Annotated in this window: 18 protein-coding genes; 11 read left to right on the top strand and 7 right to left on the bottom strand. The window is 69.6% G+C overall.

The window, feature by feature from the left end:
• Nucleotides 1–12 precede the first annotated feature (12 nt).
• The 3 genes from ACQP06_RS09205 to ACQP06_RS09215 all read left to right on the top strand — a co-directional run bounded on the left by ACQP06_RS09205 (nt 13) and on the right by ACQP06_RS09215 (nt 2,327).
• Nucleotides 13–846 carry an ABC transporter ATP-binding protein gene (locus ACQP06_RS09205; protein WP_357096283.1) on the top strand — a complete coding sequence of 278 codons (834 nt, stop codon included), beginning with the start codon at nt 13–15 and terminating at the stop codon, nt 844–846.
• A gap of 93 nt (nt 847–939) precedes the next feature.
• Nucleotides 940–1,437: a MoaF-related domain-containing protein gene (locus ACQP06_RS09210; protein WP_357096280.1), complete on the top strand. Its 498-nt coding sequence runs from the start codon at nt 940–942 to the stop codon at nt 1,435–1,437.
• A gap of 116 nt (nt 1,438–1,553) precedes the next feature.
• The gene (locus ACQP06_RS09215) at nt 1,554–2,327 is read left to right on the top strand and encodes an NUDIX hydrolase (protein ID WP_433673275.1); all 774 of its coding nucleotides are present in this window, start codon (nt 1,554–1,556) and stop codon (nt 2,325–2,327) included.
• A gap of 9 nt (nt 2,328–2,336) precedes the next feature.
• Here ACQP06_RS09215 and ACQP06_RS09220 read toward each other — a convergent pair whose 3' ends face one another.
• Nucleotides 2,337–2,615, bottom strand: coding sequence for a hypothetical protein (locus ACQP06_RS09220; RefSeq protein ID WP_433671833.1), 279 nt, complete (start codon nt 2,613–2,615; stop codon nt 2,337–2,339).
• 75 nt (nt 2,616–2,690) lie between these two features.
• Here ACQP06_RS09220 and ACQP06_RS09225 point away from each other — a divergent pair, with 75 nt between their 5' ends.
• From ACQP06_RS09225 to ACQP06_RS09235, 3 genes are read left to right on the top strand one after another with little or no spacing between them, the layout of a single operon-like run.
• The gene (locus ACQP06_RS09225; protein ID WP_433671834.1) at nt 2,691–3,470 is read left to right on the top strand and encodes an enoyl-CoA hydratase-related protein; all 780 of its coding nucleotides are present in this window, start codon (nt 2,691–2,693) and stop codon (nt 3,468–3,470) included.
• Nucleotides 3,471–3,505: 35 nt separating this feature from the next.
• Nucleotides 3,506–4,483 carry a class I SAM-dependent methyltransferase gene (locus tag ACQP06_RS09230; RefSeq protein WP_357096273.1) on the top strand — a complete coding sequence of 326 codons (978 nt, stop codon included), beginning with the start codon at nt 3,506–3,508 and terminating at the stop codon, nt 4,481–4,483.
• A gap of 19 nt (nt 4,484–4,502) precedes the next feature.
• Entirely contained in the window at nt 4,503–5,663 is a 1,161-nt protein-coding gene (locus ACQP06_RS09235) for a THUMP-like domain-containing protein (RefSeq protein WP_433671835.1), read from the top strand.
• A 4-nt stretch (nt 5,664–5,667) separates the two neighbouring features.
• Here the strand turns inward: ACQP06_RS09235 and ACQP06_RS09240 are convergent, their stop codons facing one another.
• Nucleotides 5,668–6,066 carry a PPOX class F420-dependent oxidoreductase gene (locus ACQP06_RS09240; protein ID WP_433671836.1) on the bottom strand — a complete coding sequence of 133 codons (399 nt, stop codon included), beginning with the start codon at nt 6,064–6,066 and terminating at the stop codon, nt 5,668–5,670.
• A gap of 119 nt (nt 6,067–6,185) precedes the next feature.
• On the opposite strand from ACQP06_RS09240, the gene ACQP06_RS09245 reads away from it, so the two are divergent.
• Nucleotides 6,186–6,620, top strand: coding sequence for a MarR family winged helix-turn-helix transcriptional regulator (locus ACQP06_RS09245; RefSeq protein WP_357279973.1), 435 nt, complete (start codon nt 6,186–6,188; stop codon nt 6,618–6,620).
• A gap of 3 nt (nt 6,621–6,623) precedes the next feature.
• Here the strand turns inward: ACQP06_RS09245 and ACQP06_RS09250 are convergent, their stop codons facing one another.
• Nucleotides 6,624–7,103 (bottom strand): MarR family winged helix-turn-helix transcriptional regulator, encoded by a 480-nt coding sequence (locus ACQP06_RS09250; protein WP_433671837.1) that lies wholly within the window; start codon nt 7,101–7,103, stop codon nt 6,624–6,626.
• Nucleotides 7,104–7,171: 68 nt separating this feature from the next.
• Here ACQP06_RS09250 and ACQP06_RS09255 point away from each other — a divergent pair, with 68 nt between their 5' ends.
• Nucleotides 7,172–7,633 (top strand): MarR family winged helix-turn-helix transcriptional regulator, encoded by a 462-nt coding sequence (locus ACQP06_RS09255; protein ID WP_433671838.1) that lies wholly within the window; start codon nt 7,172–7,174, stop codon nt 7,631–7,633.
• Here the strand turns inward: ACQP06_RS09255 and ACQP06_RS09260 are convergent.
• Nucleotides 7,614–8,954, bottom strand: a complete 1,341-nt coding sequence (locus ACQP06_RS09260; RefSeq protein WP_433671839.1) for a PQQ-binding-like beta-propeller repeat protein — start codon at nt 8,952–8,954, stop codon at nt 7,614–7,616. The genes ACQP06_RS09255 and ACQP06_RS09260 overlap by 20 nt on opposite strands.
• A gap of 162 nt (nt 8,955–9,116) precedes the next feature.
• Here ACQP06_RS09260 and ACQP06_RS09265 point away from each other — a divergent pair, with 162 nt between their 5' ends.
• From ACQP06_RS09265 to ACQP06_RS09275, 3 genes are read left to right on the top strand one after another with little or no spacing between them, the layout of a single operon-like run.
• The gene (locus ACQP06_RS09265) at nt 9,117–9,863 is read left to right on the top strand and encodes an acyltransferase (RefSeq protein WP_433671840.1); all 747 of its coding nucleotides are present in this window, start codon (nt 9,117–9,119) and stop codon (nt 9,861–9,863) included.
• 30 nt (nt 9,864–9,893) lie between these two features.
• Nucleotides 9,894–10,427 (top strand): DUF1697 domain-containing protein, encoded by a 534-nt coding sequence (locus ACQP06_RS09270; protein WP_433671841.1) that lies wholly within the window; start codon nt 9,894–9,896, stop codon nt 10,425–10,427.
• Nucleotides 10,428–10,466: 39 nt separating this feature from the next.
• The gene (locus ACQP06_RS09275) at nt 10,467–10,901 is read left to right on the top strand and encodes a cupin (RefSeq protein ID WP_433671842.1); all 435 of its coding nucleotides are present in this window, start codon (nt 10,467–10,469) and stop codon (nt 10,899–10,901) included.
• Between the two features lie 85 nt (nt 10,902–10,986).
• On the opposite strand, the gene ACQP06_RS09280 is transcribed toward ACQP06_RS09275, so the two are convergent.
• Genes ACQP06_RS09280 through ACQP06_RS09290 form a run of 3 tightly spaced genes read right to left on the bottom strand, consistent with a single transcriptional unit; the run spans nt 10,987 to nt 14,578 of the window.
• Nucleotides 10,987–12,249, bottom strand: coding sequence for a glycosyltransferase family 4 protein (locus ACQP06_RS09280; protein WP_433671843.1), 1,263 nt, complete (start codon nt 12,247–12,249; stop codon nt 10,987–10,989).
• Nucleotides 12,246–13,799 (bottom strand): 1,4-alpha-glucan branching protein domain-containing protein, encoded by a 1,554-nt coding sequence (locus ACQP06_RS09285; protein WP_433671844.1) that lies wholly within the window; start codon nt 13,797–13,799, stop codon nt 12,246–12,248. Before ACQP06_RS09285 ends, ACQP06_RS09280 begins: the two co-directional genes overlap by 4 nt.
• Nucleotides 13,796–14,578 (bottom strand): class I SAM-dependent methyltransferase, encoded by a 783-nt coding sequence (locus ACQP06_RS09290; protein WP_433671845.1) that lies wholly within the window; start codon nt 14,576–14,578, stop codon nt 13,796–13,798. The genes ACQP06_RS09285 and ACQP06_RS09290 overlap by 4 nt, the downstream gene beginning before the upstream one ends.
• Nucleotides 14,579–14,608 lie beyond the last annotated feature (30 nt).

A 14,608-nucleotide genomic window follows, 5' to 3' on the forward strand; every position in this document is an offset into this window, starting at 1 on the left:
CGGTGGGCCAAGATGGACCCCGTGCCGCAACCGGATCCCGATCTGCTCATCGATTTCAGCGACGTCACCGTCCGACGTTCCGGACATACCTTGGTGGGTCCGGTCACCTGGCAGGTGGAATTGGACGAACGCTGGGTCGTGCTCGGCCCCAATGGCGCCGGCAAGACCTCACTGCTGCGGATGGCCGCCGCCGAAATGCACCCCACCTCCGGAATCGCCAATCTGCTCGGCGAAACCCTGGGCCGGGTCGATATCAACGAACTACGCCCGCGTATCGGAATTTCCTCCGCCGCCATCGCCAGCCGGGTGCCGATCGACGAGAAGGTCGCCGATCTCGTCGTCTCGGCGGGTTACGCGGTCATGGGCCGCTGGCGCGAGCGCTACGACGACATGGATACCGACCGGGCCATCGACATTCTGGAAAGCCTGGGCGCGGAACACCTTTCCGACCGCACCTACGGCACCCTCTCCGAGGGCGAGCGCAAACGCGTGCTCATCGCCCGCGCGCTCATGACCGACCCGGAACTGCTGCTGCTCGACGAACCGGCCGCCGGACTCGATCTGGGCGGCCGTGAGGAACTGGTCGAGCGTCTCGGCGACCTGGCCGCGGACCCGGACGCGCCCGCCACGGTGCTGGTCACCCACCACGTGGAGGAGATCCCGCCGGGCTTCACCCACGGGCTGCTGCTCAACGAGGGCGCGGTGGTCGCGCAGGGTCTGCTCACCGATGTGCTGACCTCGGAGAACCTGAGCGAGGCGTTCCGGCAGTCGATCCAGCTGGACCGCATCGACGGCCGCTACTTCGCGCGCCGCAGCCAGCGTTTCGGGCGGCATCGCAACCGCTGACGTCCTCCCACGACACCTCGGCGCGCTGCGATTGCGTCCGTCGGCGATGCCGGGCAAACTGTCCGCAACTGCCGCTGACGGAGGGAGCTGGCCGTGGGCCGGACCATCGGTGCCATCGCAGACCGGGCGACCGGTCCTATCGCGTCCCGGGGCACCGGCGCCCTCGCGGTCCTCGCCGTCGCGCTCGCCGCCACCGGCTGCGTGGCCGATCCGCCAGCGGCCCAGCAGGTTTCGAAGTCGCATGCCGCCGAGACGCTGGGCAAGGCTGCAGTGCCCGCGGACCTGAACGGGAAGACCGCGCAGCTCACCTATGACGTCGGCTCGGGCGGCACCATCACCTTCGCCGCGGACGGCCGCAGCCTCACCTACACCGCCGCCGACACCGGACGCCGGACAAATACCCCGGTCGCGGTCGCGCCCATCGAGGCGGGCATTTTCCTGGTTACCTGGACCGACGATTCCGGGGCCGTGGTCAGCCAGGTGCAGGACTACCGGACCGGGAAGGTCGAGGGCACCTGGACCCGGCATCCGGATCCCGCCGGGCCGCCCGTCATCGAAACCCGCACCGGATCAGTCCATTTGACCGAGTGAATCGGGGCCGATGTTATTTCGCTCGGGTAAGGGTTATGGTGCGGAATGTGAGCGAGACAGTTGCACAGCCCGGATCCCAGCCCGCCGCGCGCCCGGTCAAGGACGCGTCCACGGTCATGCTGGTGCGCGACGGCGCGCACGGGCCCGAGGTGTTCCTGCAGCGCCGCGTCGGCGGCATGGCCTTCGCGGCCGGGATGACCGTCTTCCCCGGTGGTGGCGTCGACCCCTCCGACGCGTCGGTCGCCCTGGACTGGGCCGGGCCCGAAGCCGCCTGGTGGGCCGAGCGATTCGGCATCGACGCGGGCCGTGCCCAGGCGCTGATCTGCGCCGCCGTGCGCGAGACCTTCGAGGAATGCGGCGTGCTGCTGGCCGGTCCGACCGCCGACACCGTGGTCACCGACACCGCCGTCTACGCCGAGGCGCGCGGGCAGCTGGAGCGCCGCGAACTGTCCTTCGCCGAATTCCTCACCCGCGAGAACCTGGTGCTGCGCGCCGACCTGCTGCGCCCCTGGGACAACTGGATCACCCCGGTGATCGAGCCGCGCCGCTACGACACCCGCTTCTTCGTGGCCGTGCTGCCGGAGGGCCAGCTGGCCGACGGCGCCACCTCCGAGGCCGAGGTCGTCACCTGGTGCACGCCCGCCGAGGCCATCCGCCGCTGGCACGAGGGCCTGGACGTGCTGCTGCCGCCGACCTGGACCCAGCTCGCGGCGCTCGGCGAATTCGCCTCCACCGCCGAGATTCTCGCCGCCGACCGGACCATCGTCCCGATCATGCCGGTCTACGATCCCGAGGCCGAGGGCCCGGCGCTGGCCTTCCCGCACGCGGACCGCTACTTCGCGGAACTGCCGGAGAACGCCCGCATCCGGGGCTCACAGCGACCCGAGTAGGTCGGTAGCTCAGTCCTGCGGCGTGGCCGCGGCCCACACCAGGCTCCACAGCATGGCGCTCACCGCGAATCCGAGCGCCGCCGCCGCGGCCACCACGTGGGCCTGGATCCCGACCCCGACCGCGATCGGTAGCCCGACCTGGATCAGTGCCACCACGAACACGCGCAGCCAATACGACGGCGGCTGTTCGGGTTCGGGTTCGGGCGGGCGCTCCGCCGAGCAGAAGGGGCATCGGCTCGCTACGACCGGCAGGGTCGAGTCGCAGCTGGGGCACCACATGTCACGCATAAGAACTCCACGATCGAGCACGCCCGCACGGGCGGAGGGACACCATACCCAGGGCTCGAAGTAGGGTGATCGGCTGTGGCCGAATTCGTGACCGTGGACCGGGGCGTGGCAGAGGGTGTCGCGGTGCTCCGCATCGCCCGCCCCCCGATGAATCTGATCGATCTGCAGGTGGCGCTCGAGGTGGCGGCCGCCGCCGACGAGATCGCGGCCGACGGGTCGATCGCGGCCGTGGTGGTCTACGGCGACGCGCGGGTGTTCAGCGCGGGTGACGAGATGGCCGAGCTGGCCCGCCTCACCCCGGAGCAGGCGCAGGCCATGGTGGCCGACTTCCAGTCGGCGCTGGGCTGCCTGGCCCGGCTGCCGCAGCCGACGGTCGCGGCGATCAGCGGCTACGCGCTGGGCGCGGGCCTGGAACTGGCGCTGTCGGCCGATCGCCGCATCATCGGCGACAACGTGAAACTGGGCCTGCCGCAGATCAAGGCCGGGCTGATCCCGCTGGCGGGCATCCGCCGGCTGAGCCTGCTGATCGGGCCGTCGCACGCCAAGGATCTGGTGTACAGCGGACGCTTCGTGGATCCGAAGGAGGCCGCGGCGCTGGGCCTGGTCGACGAGGTGGTCGCGCCCGACGATGTGTTCGCCGCCGCACTGCGCTGGGCCGGGCAGTTCGTGGGTGGTCCGGGCGCCGCGATCGCGGCCGCGAAACGGGTCTTCGAGGCCGGTACACATGGTCATGATCGGGCCCGCCGCGAGTGGGCTGACCTGTTCGGAACCGAAGATCAGCAGCTTGGAACACGTTCTTATTTGGTCGACGGACCGGATGCGATCCCGTTCACCGGTCGTTCAGTGGCCCGATAACACCGCTCACCGGGCTATTCATTAGGCTTGCCTGCATGACAGTTGGTCCTGAAGACCCCGCGCCGAACCCGCACGCCACCGAGGCCGAGGTCCAGGCCGCGTATAGCGACAACAAGCTCGCCCAGGTCCTGTATCACGACTGGGAAGCCGAGACCTACGACGACAAGTGGTCGATCTCGTACGACGAGCGCTGCATCGAGTACGCCAAGGGTCGCTTCGACGCCGTCGCGCCCAGCACCGAGCTGCCCTACGAGCGGGCCCTCGAACTCGGCTGCGGCACCGGCTTCTTCCTGCTGAACCTGATGCAGGCGGGCGTGGCCGAGCGCGGCTCGGTCACGGACCTGTCGCCGGGCATGGTCAAGGTCGCCACCCGCAACGGCCAGAACCTGGGCCTCGACGTCGACGGCCGCGTCGCCGACGCCGAGACCATCCCCTACGAGGACGACACCTTCGACCTGGTCGTCGGCCACGCCGTGCTGCACCACATCCCCGATGTGGAACTCGCGCTCAAGGAGTGCCTGCGCGTGCTGAAGCCGGGCGGTCGCTTCGTGTTCGCCGGTGAGCCGACCACCATCGGCAACATCTACGCGCGTCGCCTGGGCCAGGTCACCTGGAAGGTCACCACCACGGTCACCAAGCTGCCGTTCCTGAGCGGCTGGCGTCGTCCGCAGTCCGAGCTCGACGAGTCCTCGCGCGCCGCGGCCCTCGAGGCCGTCGTCGACCTGCACACCTTCGACCCCTCCGACCTGGAGAAGATGGCCCGCAGCGCGGGCGCCGTCGAGGTGCAGGCCAAGACCGAGGAATTCGCCGCTGCCCTGTGGGGCTGGCCGGTCCGCACCTTCGAGGCCGCCGTGCCCGAGGAGAAGCTGACCATCGGCTACCGCATGGCCCAGTACAAGGCGTGGCTGGCGTTCTCCGCCCTCGACGAGAAGGTGCTGCGCCACGTGGTGCCCCGCCAGTTCTTCTACAACGCCATGATCACCGGCGTGAAGCCCGGCGCGTCCGCCAAGTAGGCCGACTCCGCGAAACCCCGTGGGCTACGCCTTCACTCGCGACGACATCGCCTACCTCTCCAGTGCCGCCGGCGCGGCGGCCCTGGCCGAGGTGGGCGATTTCGCGCTTTCCTCCGCCTCGCTCCTCAAGGATCTGGAGCGCATCCGCCGCGGGCACGGCGGCCGGTCCGCGGCCCTGGTCGAAACCGTCCGCCTGCGCCGCCGGGCCACCGTCAAACTGGCCGGCGCCGGGGACTGGCTGTTCACCGACGACGCCCTCCAGCAGGCGACCCCGTCGGCGGTGGCCGCGCAGCGCGCCCAACGGCTGGCCGGGCGCACCGTGCACGATGTCACCTGCTCGATCGGCGCGGAACTCGCCGCGCTCGCGGCGGTCTGTCCCGCCGTCATCGGCAGCGACCTCGACGACATCCGGCTGGCCATGGCCGCGCACAACGCGGGCGCGCGAAATGTGTTGCTGGCCAAGGCCGACGCGCTGGTTCCGTGCAGCACCGCCGAGGTGGTGATCGCCGATCCCGCCCGCCGCGCCGATGGCCGCCGCACCCACGATCCGGCCAAACTCCAGCCGCCGCTGCCGGATCTGCTCACCGCCTACTCCGGTCGCGACCTCGCCGTGAAGTGCGCTCCCGGACTGGATTTCGACACCCTGGGCTGGTCGGGCGAGGTCGAGGTGGTCTCCCTCGACGGCGCCGTCCGCGAAGCTTGCCTGTGGTCACCGGGTCTCACCGAACCGGGCGTCACCCGCCGCGCGACGGTCCTGTCCGCGACGGCCGATCCCTGGACCCTCACCGACACCGCCCCCGACGACATCCCCGAACGCGAGCCGGGGGAGTGGATCATCGATCCGGACGGCGCCGTCGTCCGCGCGGGCCTGGTCCGCCACTACGCCGCGAAACACGGCCTGTGGCAACTGGATCCCCGCATCGCCTATCTCACCGGCGACCAGGTTCCCGACGGCGTCCGTGGCTTCCGCGTCCTGGACCGCATGGAATTCCGCGAGAAGCCCCTGCGCGCCGAACTCCACCGCCGCGACTGCGGCCCTCTCGAAATCCTCACCCGCGGCGTCGATATCGACCCCGACGCCCTGCGTGCCCGCATCAAACCCCGCGGCTCGGTGCCGCACACCCTCGTTGTCACCAGAATCGGCCGCGCCGCAACGGTTTTCCTCTGCGCGACCCCGTAGGGCCTCAGCCCTGATAGGTGGCGTGGGTCGGCCGCATCACCAGCACGACACGATCGGGGTGGTCGCCCACGGGCTTCTCGTAGGGGAGTCCGTAGCGCTGCGCGAGGACGTCGAAGAACTCTCCCTCGGTATCGGTGTCGACGCGTTCGACGACGCCCCGGACCTCCAGGTAGCGGTACGGCGCTTCGGGATCGTTGATGCTGACCGCCACGTGCGGGTCGCGGGCGGTATTGCGGTGCTTGGCCCGGGTCGTCGTGGTGGTGAAGCGCAGGAACTCCCCGTCCCAGATCTGCCAGATCGGGGTGACCTGCGGGGTGCCGTCGGGATTCAGCGTGGCCAGGTGCGCGAACAGGGGCCGGGTGAGCAGGTCGGTGTACTTCTCGGGAATCACGCTGTGGGACATGCGCATGCCTTTCGAGACGGTAGAGATGACATCGGAATACGAGAGCGAAGATAGATTAGAGCTCTAATGATCGTCAAGGTTCGAACAAGGGGGTGGATTATCATGCCGGGGTGACGTCGATGCCGGTCGAAGAGCGCCTGGGGACCTATATCAAGCGCGCCGAGCAGGCGCTCATGGGCGCGAAGAACGCCGCCCTCAAGCCCGCGGCCGTGACCATCCCGCAGTACGCGGCCCTCTACGTCCTCAGTGAGAACCCGGGCATCTCCGCCGCCGAACTGGCCCGCCGCTGCGGCGTCACCCCGCCCACCATGAACACGGTGCTCACCAATCTGCGCGAGCGCGGCCTCATCGAGCGCACGCCGCACGAGTGGCATCGCAATGTGCTGGAGACCCGGCTCACCGACGAGGGTCGCAAGGTCATGCGGGCGGCCGACAAACGCGCGGTCCCGGTCGAACGGGCGCTCGCGGCGGAGTTCACCGCGGCCGAGCGCGCCGCGCTCATCGACCTGCTCGAGCGGGCCGCCACCGTCCTCGAATCGGTCCGCCCGGACTGATCGCTACCGGGCGTCGTCCGGCCGGTCGGCGGTGGCCGTCTCGAAGTCGGCGACGAATCGGGTGAGCAGCCGGGCGAATTCGGTGCGGTCGCGGTCCGGCCAGCCGGCGGTCGCGGCATCGAGCGCGGCCTGCCGATTCGCGTGGGCGCGGTCCAGGGTCGTGCGCGCGGAGGCGGTGAGGTACAGGTGGACGCGTCGCGCGTCGACCTGATCGGCCCGTCGTTCCACGAGACCCTCGGCGACCGCCCGCGCCACCAGCCGGCTGGCCCGCGGCTGGTCCACGCCCAGGGCGGTGGCGATATCGGTGACCACCACCTCGCCCTCCCGGGCCTCGACGGCGTCGAGCACGCCGAACAGGGTCGGATCCACGGCCGGGCCTCCGGCGCGGGCCGCGAGCTTGTTCAGTGCGCGCCTGCTCTGGCTGCGGCGAATGGCCACCATGGCGCGCTCGATGGCGACGATCGCGGGGTCGCTGTCCTTCACCCTTGTCATTCTACAATCGCTTGTTAAAATACATACACATGTACTTTTACAAGTATTAGGAGACGATCATGTCCGACGCACCGAAGTTCCTGGGCTACTGGCTCAAGCACATCGACCAGACCCTCGAAGGCAATTTCGCCGCGTTCCTGGCCGCCGAGGGCCTGCTCCGCCGCCACTGGCAGACCCTGCACACGCTCGCCGACGGCCCGCTCGACACCGCGGGCCTCGATGTCGCGCTGTCCCCGTACCTCGACGCCCACGACCCCACGGCCGCACCGTATGTCGGCGCGCTGGAGGGTCGGGACTGGGTCGCCCGGGACAACGCGGGGACCTACGCGTTGACCCCGGAAGGCGTCGCCGCGCACGCGAACCTGTGGGAGCGCATCCGGATTCAGCGCGCGGCCGCCACCGAGGGCCTCAGCGCCGACGACTACGGCACCTTGCTGGACCTGTTGCGGCGGGTCGCGGCCAATGTCGACGCCTACGCGCTGACGCTGCGCGCGGACGGGGCTACTTCGTCTCCGGCTTGAACACGAACAGCTCGCCGATCCGGGTGGCCACCACGACCTCGCCCTTGCTGCCCACGGCGGTCGCCACGGTGGTGCCCTCCGCGCCCGGAAGATCGTTGGACTGCACCGTCGCGCCATTGCGGGTGTCGAAGGTGACCAGCGTCAGTTTGTCCCCGATCGGGGCCACCGTGTAGCCGGTGCCGCCCGCGGTCTGGACCGGGCGGCCGCGCAGTTCGAGATCCTTGCGCTCCCAGGCGATCTCGGCCGTGTCGCCCTGATCGCGCAGTGCCACCAGGTGGCCCTCGTCGCCGGCGGGCACCAGCAGGCCGTCCGCGACGGAGATGCCGCCCCGCGCCGGGAAGCCCAGGTCCCGAGTCCATTTCGTCTTGCCGGTGGCGGCGTCGATGGCGATCAGGCGGTTGGTGTTGTCGCCGACGTAGACCGTCGAGCCGTCGGCCGAGAGCGCGGGACTGGTGGCGCTGCCCTGTTCGAGCAGCTTCGCGTCCCAGTCGACGCGGACCTCTCTGCCGTTGTAGGTGAGCGCCACCAACGCGGCCTGACTGTCACCGGGCTTCCACACGGTCGCGTAGAAGCGGCCCGACTTCTGGTCCACCGCGGACACATTCGCGATCGGGCACTGCGGTCCGCCGGTGGCGCAGTCGTCGAGGCCCTGCCCGTCCGGCGGCCGGCTCAGCGACGGGTTGGCCAGGAAGTCGGGTTCGCCGAGCAGCTGGAAGGTCGGGACCTGGCGTTCGCCGGTCTGCCGGATCAGGACGTCCACCTGTCCGGACTGGGTGACCGACAGGACCTTCCCGTCCCCGGTGAACTGCACCGACACCGGCGTCCCGGCGGCGGGGGTGCGCCAGCGCGGCTGACCGAGGTTGTTGAACGACTTCACCGCGCCGTCGTCGCCGACGTACACGTTGCCGCTGCCGTCCACCGCCGCGCCGCCGTCGACGGCGCTGGGACCCAGTGGATTACAGAAACGCTTACGGCCCGTCGGCATCTGGAACGACACAATGTTGCAGCCGGTGGCGCGGGTGGTGACGTACAGCTGCCCGTCGCCGCCGATGGTGACCGGCTGCGCGACCGGACCGCCCACGGGCCGAGACCAATTCAGCGCCAGATTCCGTGACCCGGTGACCGAGCTGGACCCGCTGTTGCGGGCATCCCCGAACGCCATCGGCCAGCCCTTGCCGGGGCCGACGCCGATATCGTCGACCTTGGTACTGCCGTACGCGCACCCCGTCAGTGCGAACAGCCCGGCGCCCGCGAGGGCCAGCACCTTGGACCCGGTGCTCGAGCGTCGATCACGTCCGGTCCGCCGCCTGCCGTTTCGCACCTGCTGGTGTCCCTTCTGCCAGTACGGAAGTCTGAGGATTGTCGCCGGGTTGCCACAGCCGGGCCCCTGCCGTTGCCGCAGCCGGAGCACAGCCTACTTTCGTGCCCGTGGAAGGGGACGGATACCCTCGTTGAAACGACCGGTGAACACAGGGAGTAGTTCGTGACGAGCATGTGGGGCGCACCGCTGCGCTCGCGTTGGCGGGGTTCGCGCCGCCGGGATCCGGAGCAGGCCCGTTTCCTCACGCCCGCGTCTCTGAAGTGGGCCCTCGCCAATCGCGCCTACACGCCCTGGTACCTGGTGCGCTACTACCGGCTGTTCAAGTTCAAGATGGCCAACCCGCACATCGTGCTGCGCGGCATGGTCTTCCTGGGCAAGAACGTGGAGGTCCACGCCACCCCCGAGCTGTCCCGGCTGGAGATCGGCCGCTGGGTGCACATCGGCGACGGCAACGCCATTCGCTGCCACGAGGGTTCGCTGCGCATCGGCGACAAGGTGGTGTTCGGCAAGGACAATGTCGTCAACACCTACCTCGACATCGAGATCGGCGAGTCGACCCTGGTCGCCGACTGGTGCTACATCTGCGACTTCGACCATGTCACCGACGACATCAACCTGCCCATCAAGGATCAGGGCATCGTGAAGTCGCCGGTCCGCATCGGCCCGGACACCTGGATCGCCGCCAAGGTCACCGTGCTGCGCTCCACCCGCGTCGGCCGCGGCTGTGTGCTGGGCGCGCACGCCGTCGTCAAGGGCGACTACCCCGACTACTCCATCTGCGTCGGCGCGCCCGCCCGGGCCGTGAAGAACCGCAAGGAGACCTGGGACGCCGCCGCCGAGGCCCGCGCCGCCCATCTCGAGGCGCTCGCCGACATCGAACGCAAGAAGAGCGGCGTCGCCGCCTCCTGACTGTCACCCCGCGCAGGTAGGTTCACGGCCATGCACCGCTACGCCGCCTTCCTGCGCGGGATCATGCCTACCAACCCCAATATGCGCGGCGAGAAGCTGCGCGGCGTCTTCGAGGGGTTGGGTCTCGAGAAGGTCAGCACGCTGCTGGCGAGTGGCAACGTGGTCTTCCGGACCGACGACACCGACGTGGCCGCCCTGGAATCGACCATCCAGCATGCGCTCACCGCCGAACTGGGCATCCCCGGCGGGACGCTGATCCGCACGCGGGCCCAGCTCCAGAAGCTGGTCGACTCCGATCCCTACGCCGGTCTCACCCACGGCCGCGAGACCTATCTGACGGTCACCTTCGTGCGCGAGCACCCGAAGTCCATCCCCGATTTCGAGGGCTCCGCGGTCCGCGTCGTCCGCTACGACGAGCCCGCCGCCGCTCTGCTCACCGTCATCGACAACACCGATCCCAGCACCACCGGCTTCATGTCCACGATCGAGAAGGCCTGGGGCAAGGACATGACCACCCGCACCTTTCTGACGGTCCAGAAGACCCTGAAAAAGATGGACGCCTAGGGGTTCTCGCCGACCGGTGGCGCGCGATAGCGTGGCCGGGTGACTCTCGGTTCTCGAGCTGTACTGGCCGCGCTGGCGTCCTGCGCGTTGGTCGGGTCCTTCGCGGCGACCGCGCACGCGACACCGTCCGACGGCGTCACGGGGGTGATCATCTCGCGCACCACGATCGGGGACACCGACTACATTCTGCGCGAAATCACCATCGTCCCAGGCGGTTCCACCGGCTGGCACTATCACGACGGGACGCTGTACGCGGTCCTGCGTCAGGGCGAGCTGAGCCATTACGGACCCGATTGCGCGATCGATCAGGTCGGCGGGGCGGGGACGGCGTTCGTGGAGCGGGCCGGGACCGGCAATGTCCATCTGGAACGGAATCTGGGGACCGAGTCGCAGATTCTCGACGTGCTCTATGTGCTGCCCGCGGGGAGTCCGCTGTCGGAGGACGCGCCGAATCCGGGCTGCTCGTTCAACTGACCCGGGTCGGATCCGAGCCTCGGATTAGAACTCGTTCCAATTCGAGGCGCAGACGTGCCCGAGGGAAAAACCCGAGCGTCACCGCTCAGTACGGCTGGTTCGGATCCCGTTCCGGCAGTGGACGTTCCGAGATGACCGGACGGCCGACCGGGTTGCGGACCCGGCGCTTGGCGCCCTGGTAGACCAGCGCGGTCTCCTGCGCCACCACATCCCAGGCGAAGTCGGCGGTGAGGCGCTCGCGGGCGGCCCAGGCGCGCTCCTGCGCGGCGGTCGCGTCGTCGAGCACCGAGATGACCGCTTCCGCAACGCCGTTCACGTCGGCCGGTTCGAACGAGGCGCCGGTGACGCCGTCGGTGACCAGGTCACCGAGCCCGCCCGCGGTGGAGGTGATCAGCGGGGTGCCCGCGGCGGCGGCCTCGAGGGCCACGATGCCGAAGGGCTCGTAGCGGCTGGGCAGCACGATGGCGTCGGCGCTGTGCAGCCAGCCCAGCAGATCGGTGTGGTCGAGCTTGCCGATGAAACTCACCGCGCGCGCGACGCGGTGGGCGCGGGCGCGCTCACGCAGCCAGTCGAACTGGGTGCCGATACCGGCGACCGTGAGCGTGGCGCCCGGATGCGCCTTGCGGATGCGCGGCAGCGCGGCGATGGCGTCCTGGATGCCCTTCTCGTATTCGAGCCGGCCCACGTACAGCAGCCGCGGCGGTCCGGAACGGGGGGCGCGTTCGCGGAAGGTCCACGCGCCCACGTCGATTCCGTTGCGGATCACCGTCATCGGCACCTTCTCGGCCCCGTAGAGCCGGTGCACCTCGTCCTTCATGGACTCCGAACAGGTGATGAGCGCGTCGGATTCGTGGGCCAGCCACCACTCCACCGAGTGCACCTGCCGGTTCACCCGACCCGAGACCCAGCCGCTGTGGCGGCCCGCCTCGGTGGCATGGATGGTCGACACCAGCGGCACGTCGTAGTACTCGGCCAGCGTGATCGCCGGGTGCGCGACCAGCCAGTCGTGGGCGTGCACCACGTCGGGGGTCCAGCCCTCGCCGATGCCCGGCTTGTTCAACGCGATCCCGGCCCGCACCATGGCGTGACCCATGGCCAGGGTCCAGGCCAGCATGTCCTCGCCGAAGTCGAACACCGGCGGATCCTCGGCGACCGCCACCACCAGGACGCCCTCCTCGATGAAGGAGTGCGTCGGGTGGGTGGTGGCGTCGGTGCCCATCGGCCGGCGCGCCAGCACGACGACTTCGTGCCCGGCGGCGGCCAGCTCGACGGCCAGGTGATGGACGTGGCGGCCCAGCCCACCGACTACGACGGGTGGGTACTCCCACGACACCATCAAGATCTTCATGCGGGTCCTTCTGAAGCGGGGCCGAGCCTGCGCGCATCGAGCGCGGGGAAGAGTCCGTCGGCCGCGTACCATCCTGCCGCCAACTGACCCGCTTTGGCGAGTTGCCCGGCCGTCACCGCGGCCGCGATCTCGCGCACGGCGTGCGAGTGCTCATGGGCTCGATCACGCGCGTACCCGGCCGCCGAATCCTTCGACACCATGAACGCCCAGTCGCTGGAGACGGCCAGGATCGCCTCCCGCAGCAGCTGATCGGCAACCGTGTCGCGCAACCCGTATCGGGTGTTCTCGACCGTTCCGGCGTCCACCCGCATCTTGTCGAGGGTGTCCAACGCGAGCCGCACGACCTCGGCGTTCAGCTGGACCAGATCGGACACCTGGTCCCCGGCCCACACCCGCCAGTCCTTGCCCGAACCCCAGGAGGAATCGGCCAATTCGACGCGTTCGCCCACGTAGCCGCGGGCCCGCGCGTCCGCGAGGGTGCCGACGGTGACCCCGGCCTCGGGCAGTGCGCGCAGCACCTGCTCGAGCCACTGCGGGCCCTCGTGCCACCAGTGGCCGAACAATTCGGTGTCGAAGGCGGCGACCACGAGGGCGGGCCGGCCGATGCGCTCCGACTCCGAGATCAACCGTTCCCGCACGGTCGCCACGAAGTCGGCGACGTCCTTGCCGATGGCCGCCGAGGCGAGCTCGGGATCATAAGGAGCCTTGTCGGGACCCGACACGGTCTTACCGGTGACCCGCGCGGGCTTCAATCCGGTGGCGTGGTCATAGTGATGGAAATCACGGTAGTAGGGCTGTCCTGGGTACCCGGATTTCGGCGACCAGACGCGGTAGCTGACCGCGAGATCGCGGCCGAACGCCACCACATCCGAATCCCACACCGGCCGGCCGAGCGTGGTGTCGCCGCGCAGCGCGGGTCCGTCCACCATGAAGTGCGAGATGCCGACCTTGTCGTAGGTCTGCTCCATGCCCGGCGTGAACCCGCACTCGGGCGCCCAGATGCCCGACGGCGTGTGCCCCCAGCGCGCCCGCGCGTCCGCCAGGCCCTCGACCAGTTCGAACTCGCGCAGCCGCGGATCCAGCAGCGGCTGGAACGGATGCGACAGCGGCCCGCCCAGCAATTCGATGGCCTCGGCGTCGATGAGCTCGCGCCACACCGGCGAGGCGCCGTGCATCCAGCGGGTCTCGAAATCGTCGAGAGCGGCTGCGGCGAGCCGGTGTTCGTGCCGACCGAGCGCGACATTGCCCGCCATGGAGGCCTCGTCGGCGCGCAGCCGCCAGTTGCCCAGCCAGTGGTGCATGCCCTCGAGGCAGTGCGGGTCGTCCAGCTGCGCGGCCAGCACCGGCGTGATGCCCAGGCTGATCAGGTGCGAACGATCTTCGGCGGCAAGGGTTCTGAGCACTTTCGCGACGGGCAGGTAGGACGCGGCCCAGGACTGGTAGAGCCATTCCTCGCCGACCGGCCAGCGCCCGTGATGGGCCAGCCACGGCAGGTGCGAGTGCAGGACCAGCGTGAACTGGCCCGGCACCGGCGAATTCGCGTCCGTCACGGCTTCACCGCGACGGCCAGCAGGTCGAGGCTGGCGTCGATGTCGCGCTCGGAGTCGGCGAGCAGCGCGAAGTCGTCGATTGTCACCGCGGCCACGTCGGCGGCCAGGTCGGCGGGCCACGGCTCGCCCGCCAGCGCCCGCTCGATCTGCGCGTCGATGATCGACCCGCCCCACTTCTCGTCCAGCGCCACGAGTTCGGGCCCGTGGAAGATGCCCGCCATCAGTTCGACGGTGAAACCGGCCTCGACGAGCAGTTCGGTCATCTCGGCGGCATTGAGCTCACGCGTGTGGAACGGGTTGAGCGGGGTGTCGCGGCCGGGGGAGAAGGTGATCCGGTTCGGGGTGGAGATCAGCAGCTTGCCGCCGGGCCGCAGCACCCGCAGGCATTCGCGCAGGAATTGCGCCTGGTCCCACAGGTGTTCGATGACCTGGAAGTTCACCACGATGTCGACCGAGGCGTCGTCGAGCGGCAGGTCGGCCAGGTTGCCCTGCACCATTTCCACGCGCGGGTACTTGGCGCGCACGTGCGCGACCGCGCTGTCGTCGTAGTCGAGGCCGGTGACACGCGCGGCGACCCCGGCGATCATATTGGCCCCGTAGCCTTCTCCACTGCCCGCCTCGAGCACGACCTTGCCCGCGCAACGGTCGAGCATGCGCACGTAGGCGATCTCGTGGCGCCGGAACCAGTAGTTCTCCTCGGCGATGCCGGGCACCGTCCGCTCGCCGGTCAGCGGCAAGGGATCGGTGTGGTTTTCAACAGGTCTCACGGCCTCGCTCATTGCTCCGACGTTAGCGGTTGCGCATATCAC

The sequence above is a fragment of the Nocardia sp. CA-136227 genome (genome assembly GCF_050955695.1).
Lineage (GTDB): Bacteria > Actinomycetota > Actinomycetes > Mycobacteriales > Mycobacteriaceae > Nocardia.

Excerpts from the sequence above, each read along its gene's own strand:
- ACQP06_RS09205 (WP_357096283.1), top strand. The coding sequence starts at position 13 with ATGGACCCCGTGCCGCAACCGGATCCCGATCTGCTCATCGATTTCAGC.
- ACQP06_RS09215 (WP_433673275.1), top strand. The coding sequence starts at position 1,554 with ATGCTGGTGCGCGACGGCGCGCACGGGCCCGAGGTGTTCCTGCAGCGC.
- ACQP06_RS09220 (WP_433671833.1), bottom strand. The coding sequence starts at position 2,615 with ATGCGTGACATGTGGTGCCCCAGCTGCGACTCGACCCTGCCGGTCGTA.
- ACQP06_RS09230 (WP_357096273.1), top strand. The coding sequence starts at position 3,506 with ATGACAGTTGGTCCTGAAGACCCCGCGCCGAACCCGCACGCCACCGAG.
- ACQP06_RS09240 (WP_433671836.1), bottom strand. The coding sequence starts at position 6,066 with ATGTCCCACAGCGTGATTCCCGAGAAGTACACCGACCTGCTCACCCGG.
- ACQP06_RS09245 (WP_357279973.1), top strand. The coding sequence starts at position 6,186 with ATGCCGGTCGAAGAGCGCCTGGGGACCTATATCAAGCGCGCCGAGCAG.
- ACQP06_RS09255 (WP_433671838.1), top strand. The coding sequence starts at position 7,172 with ATGTCCGACGCACCGAAGTTCCTGGGCTACTGGCTCAAGCACATCGAC.
- ACQP06_RS09270 (WP_433671841.1), top strand. The coding sequence starts at position 9,894 with ATGCACCGCTACGCCGCCTTCCTGCGCGGGATCATGCCTACCAACCCC.
- ACQP06_RS09280 (WP_433671843.1), bottom strand. The coding sequence starts at position 12,249 with ATGAAGATCTTGATGGTGTCGTGGGAGTACCCACCCGTCGTAGTCGGT.
- ACQP06_RS09290 (WP_433671845.1), bottom strand. The coding sequence starts at position 14,578 with ATGAGCGAGGCCGTGAGACCTGTTGAAAACCACACCGATCCCTTGCCG.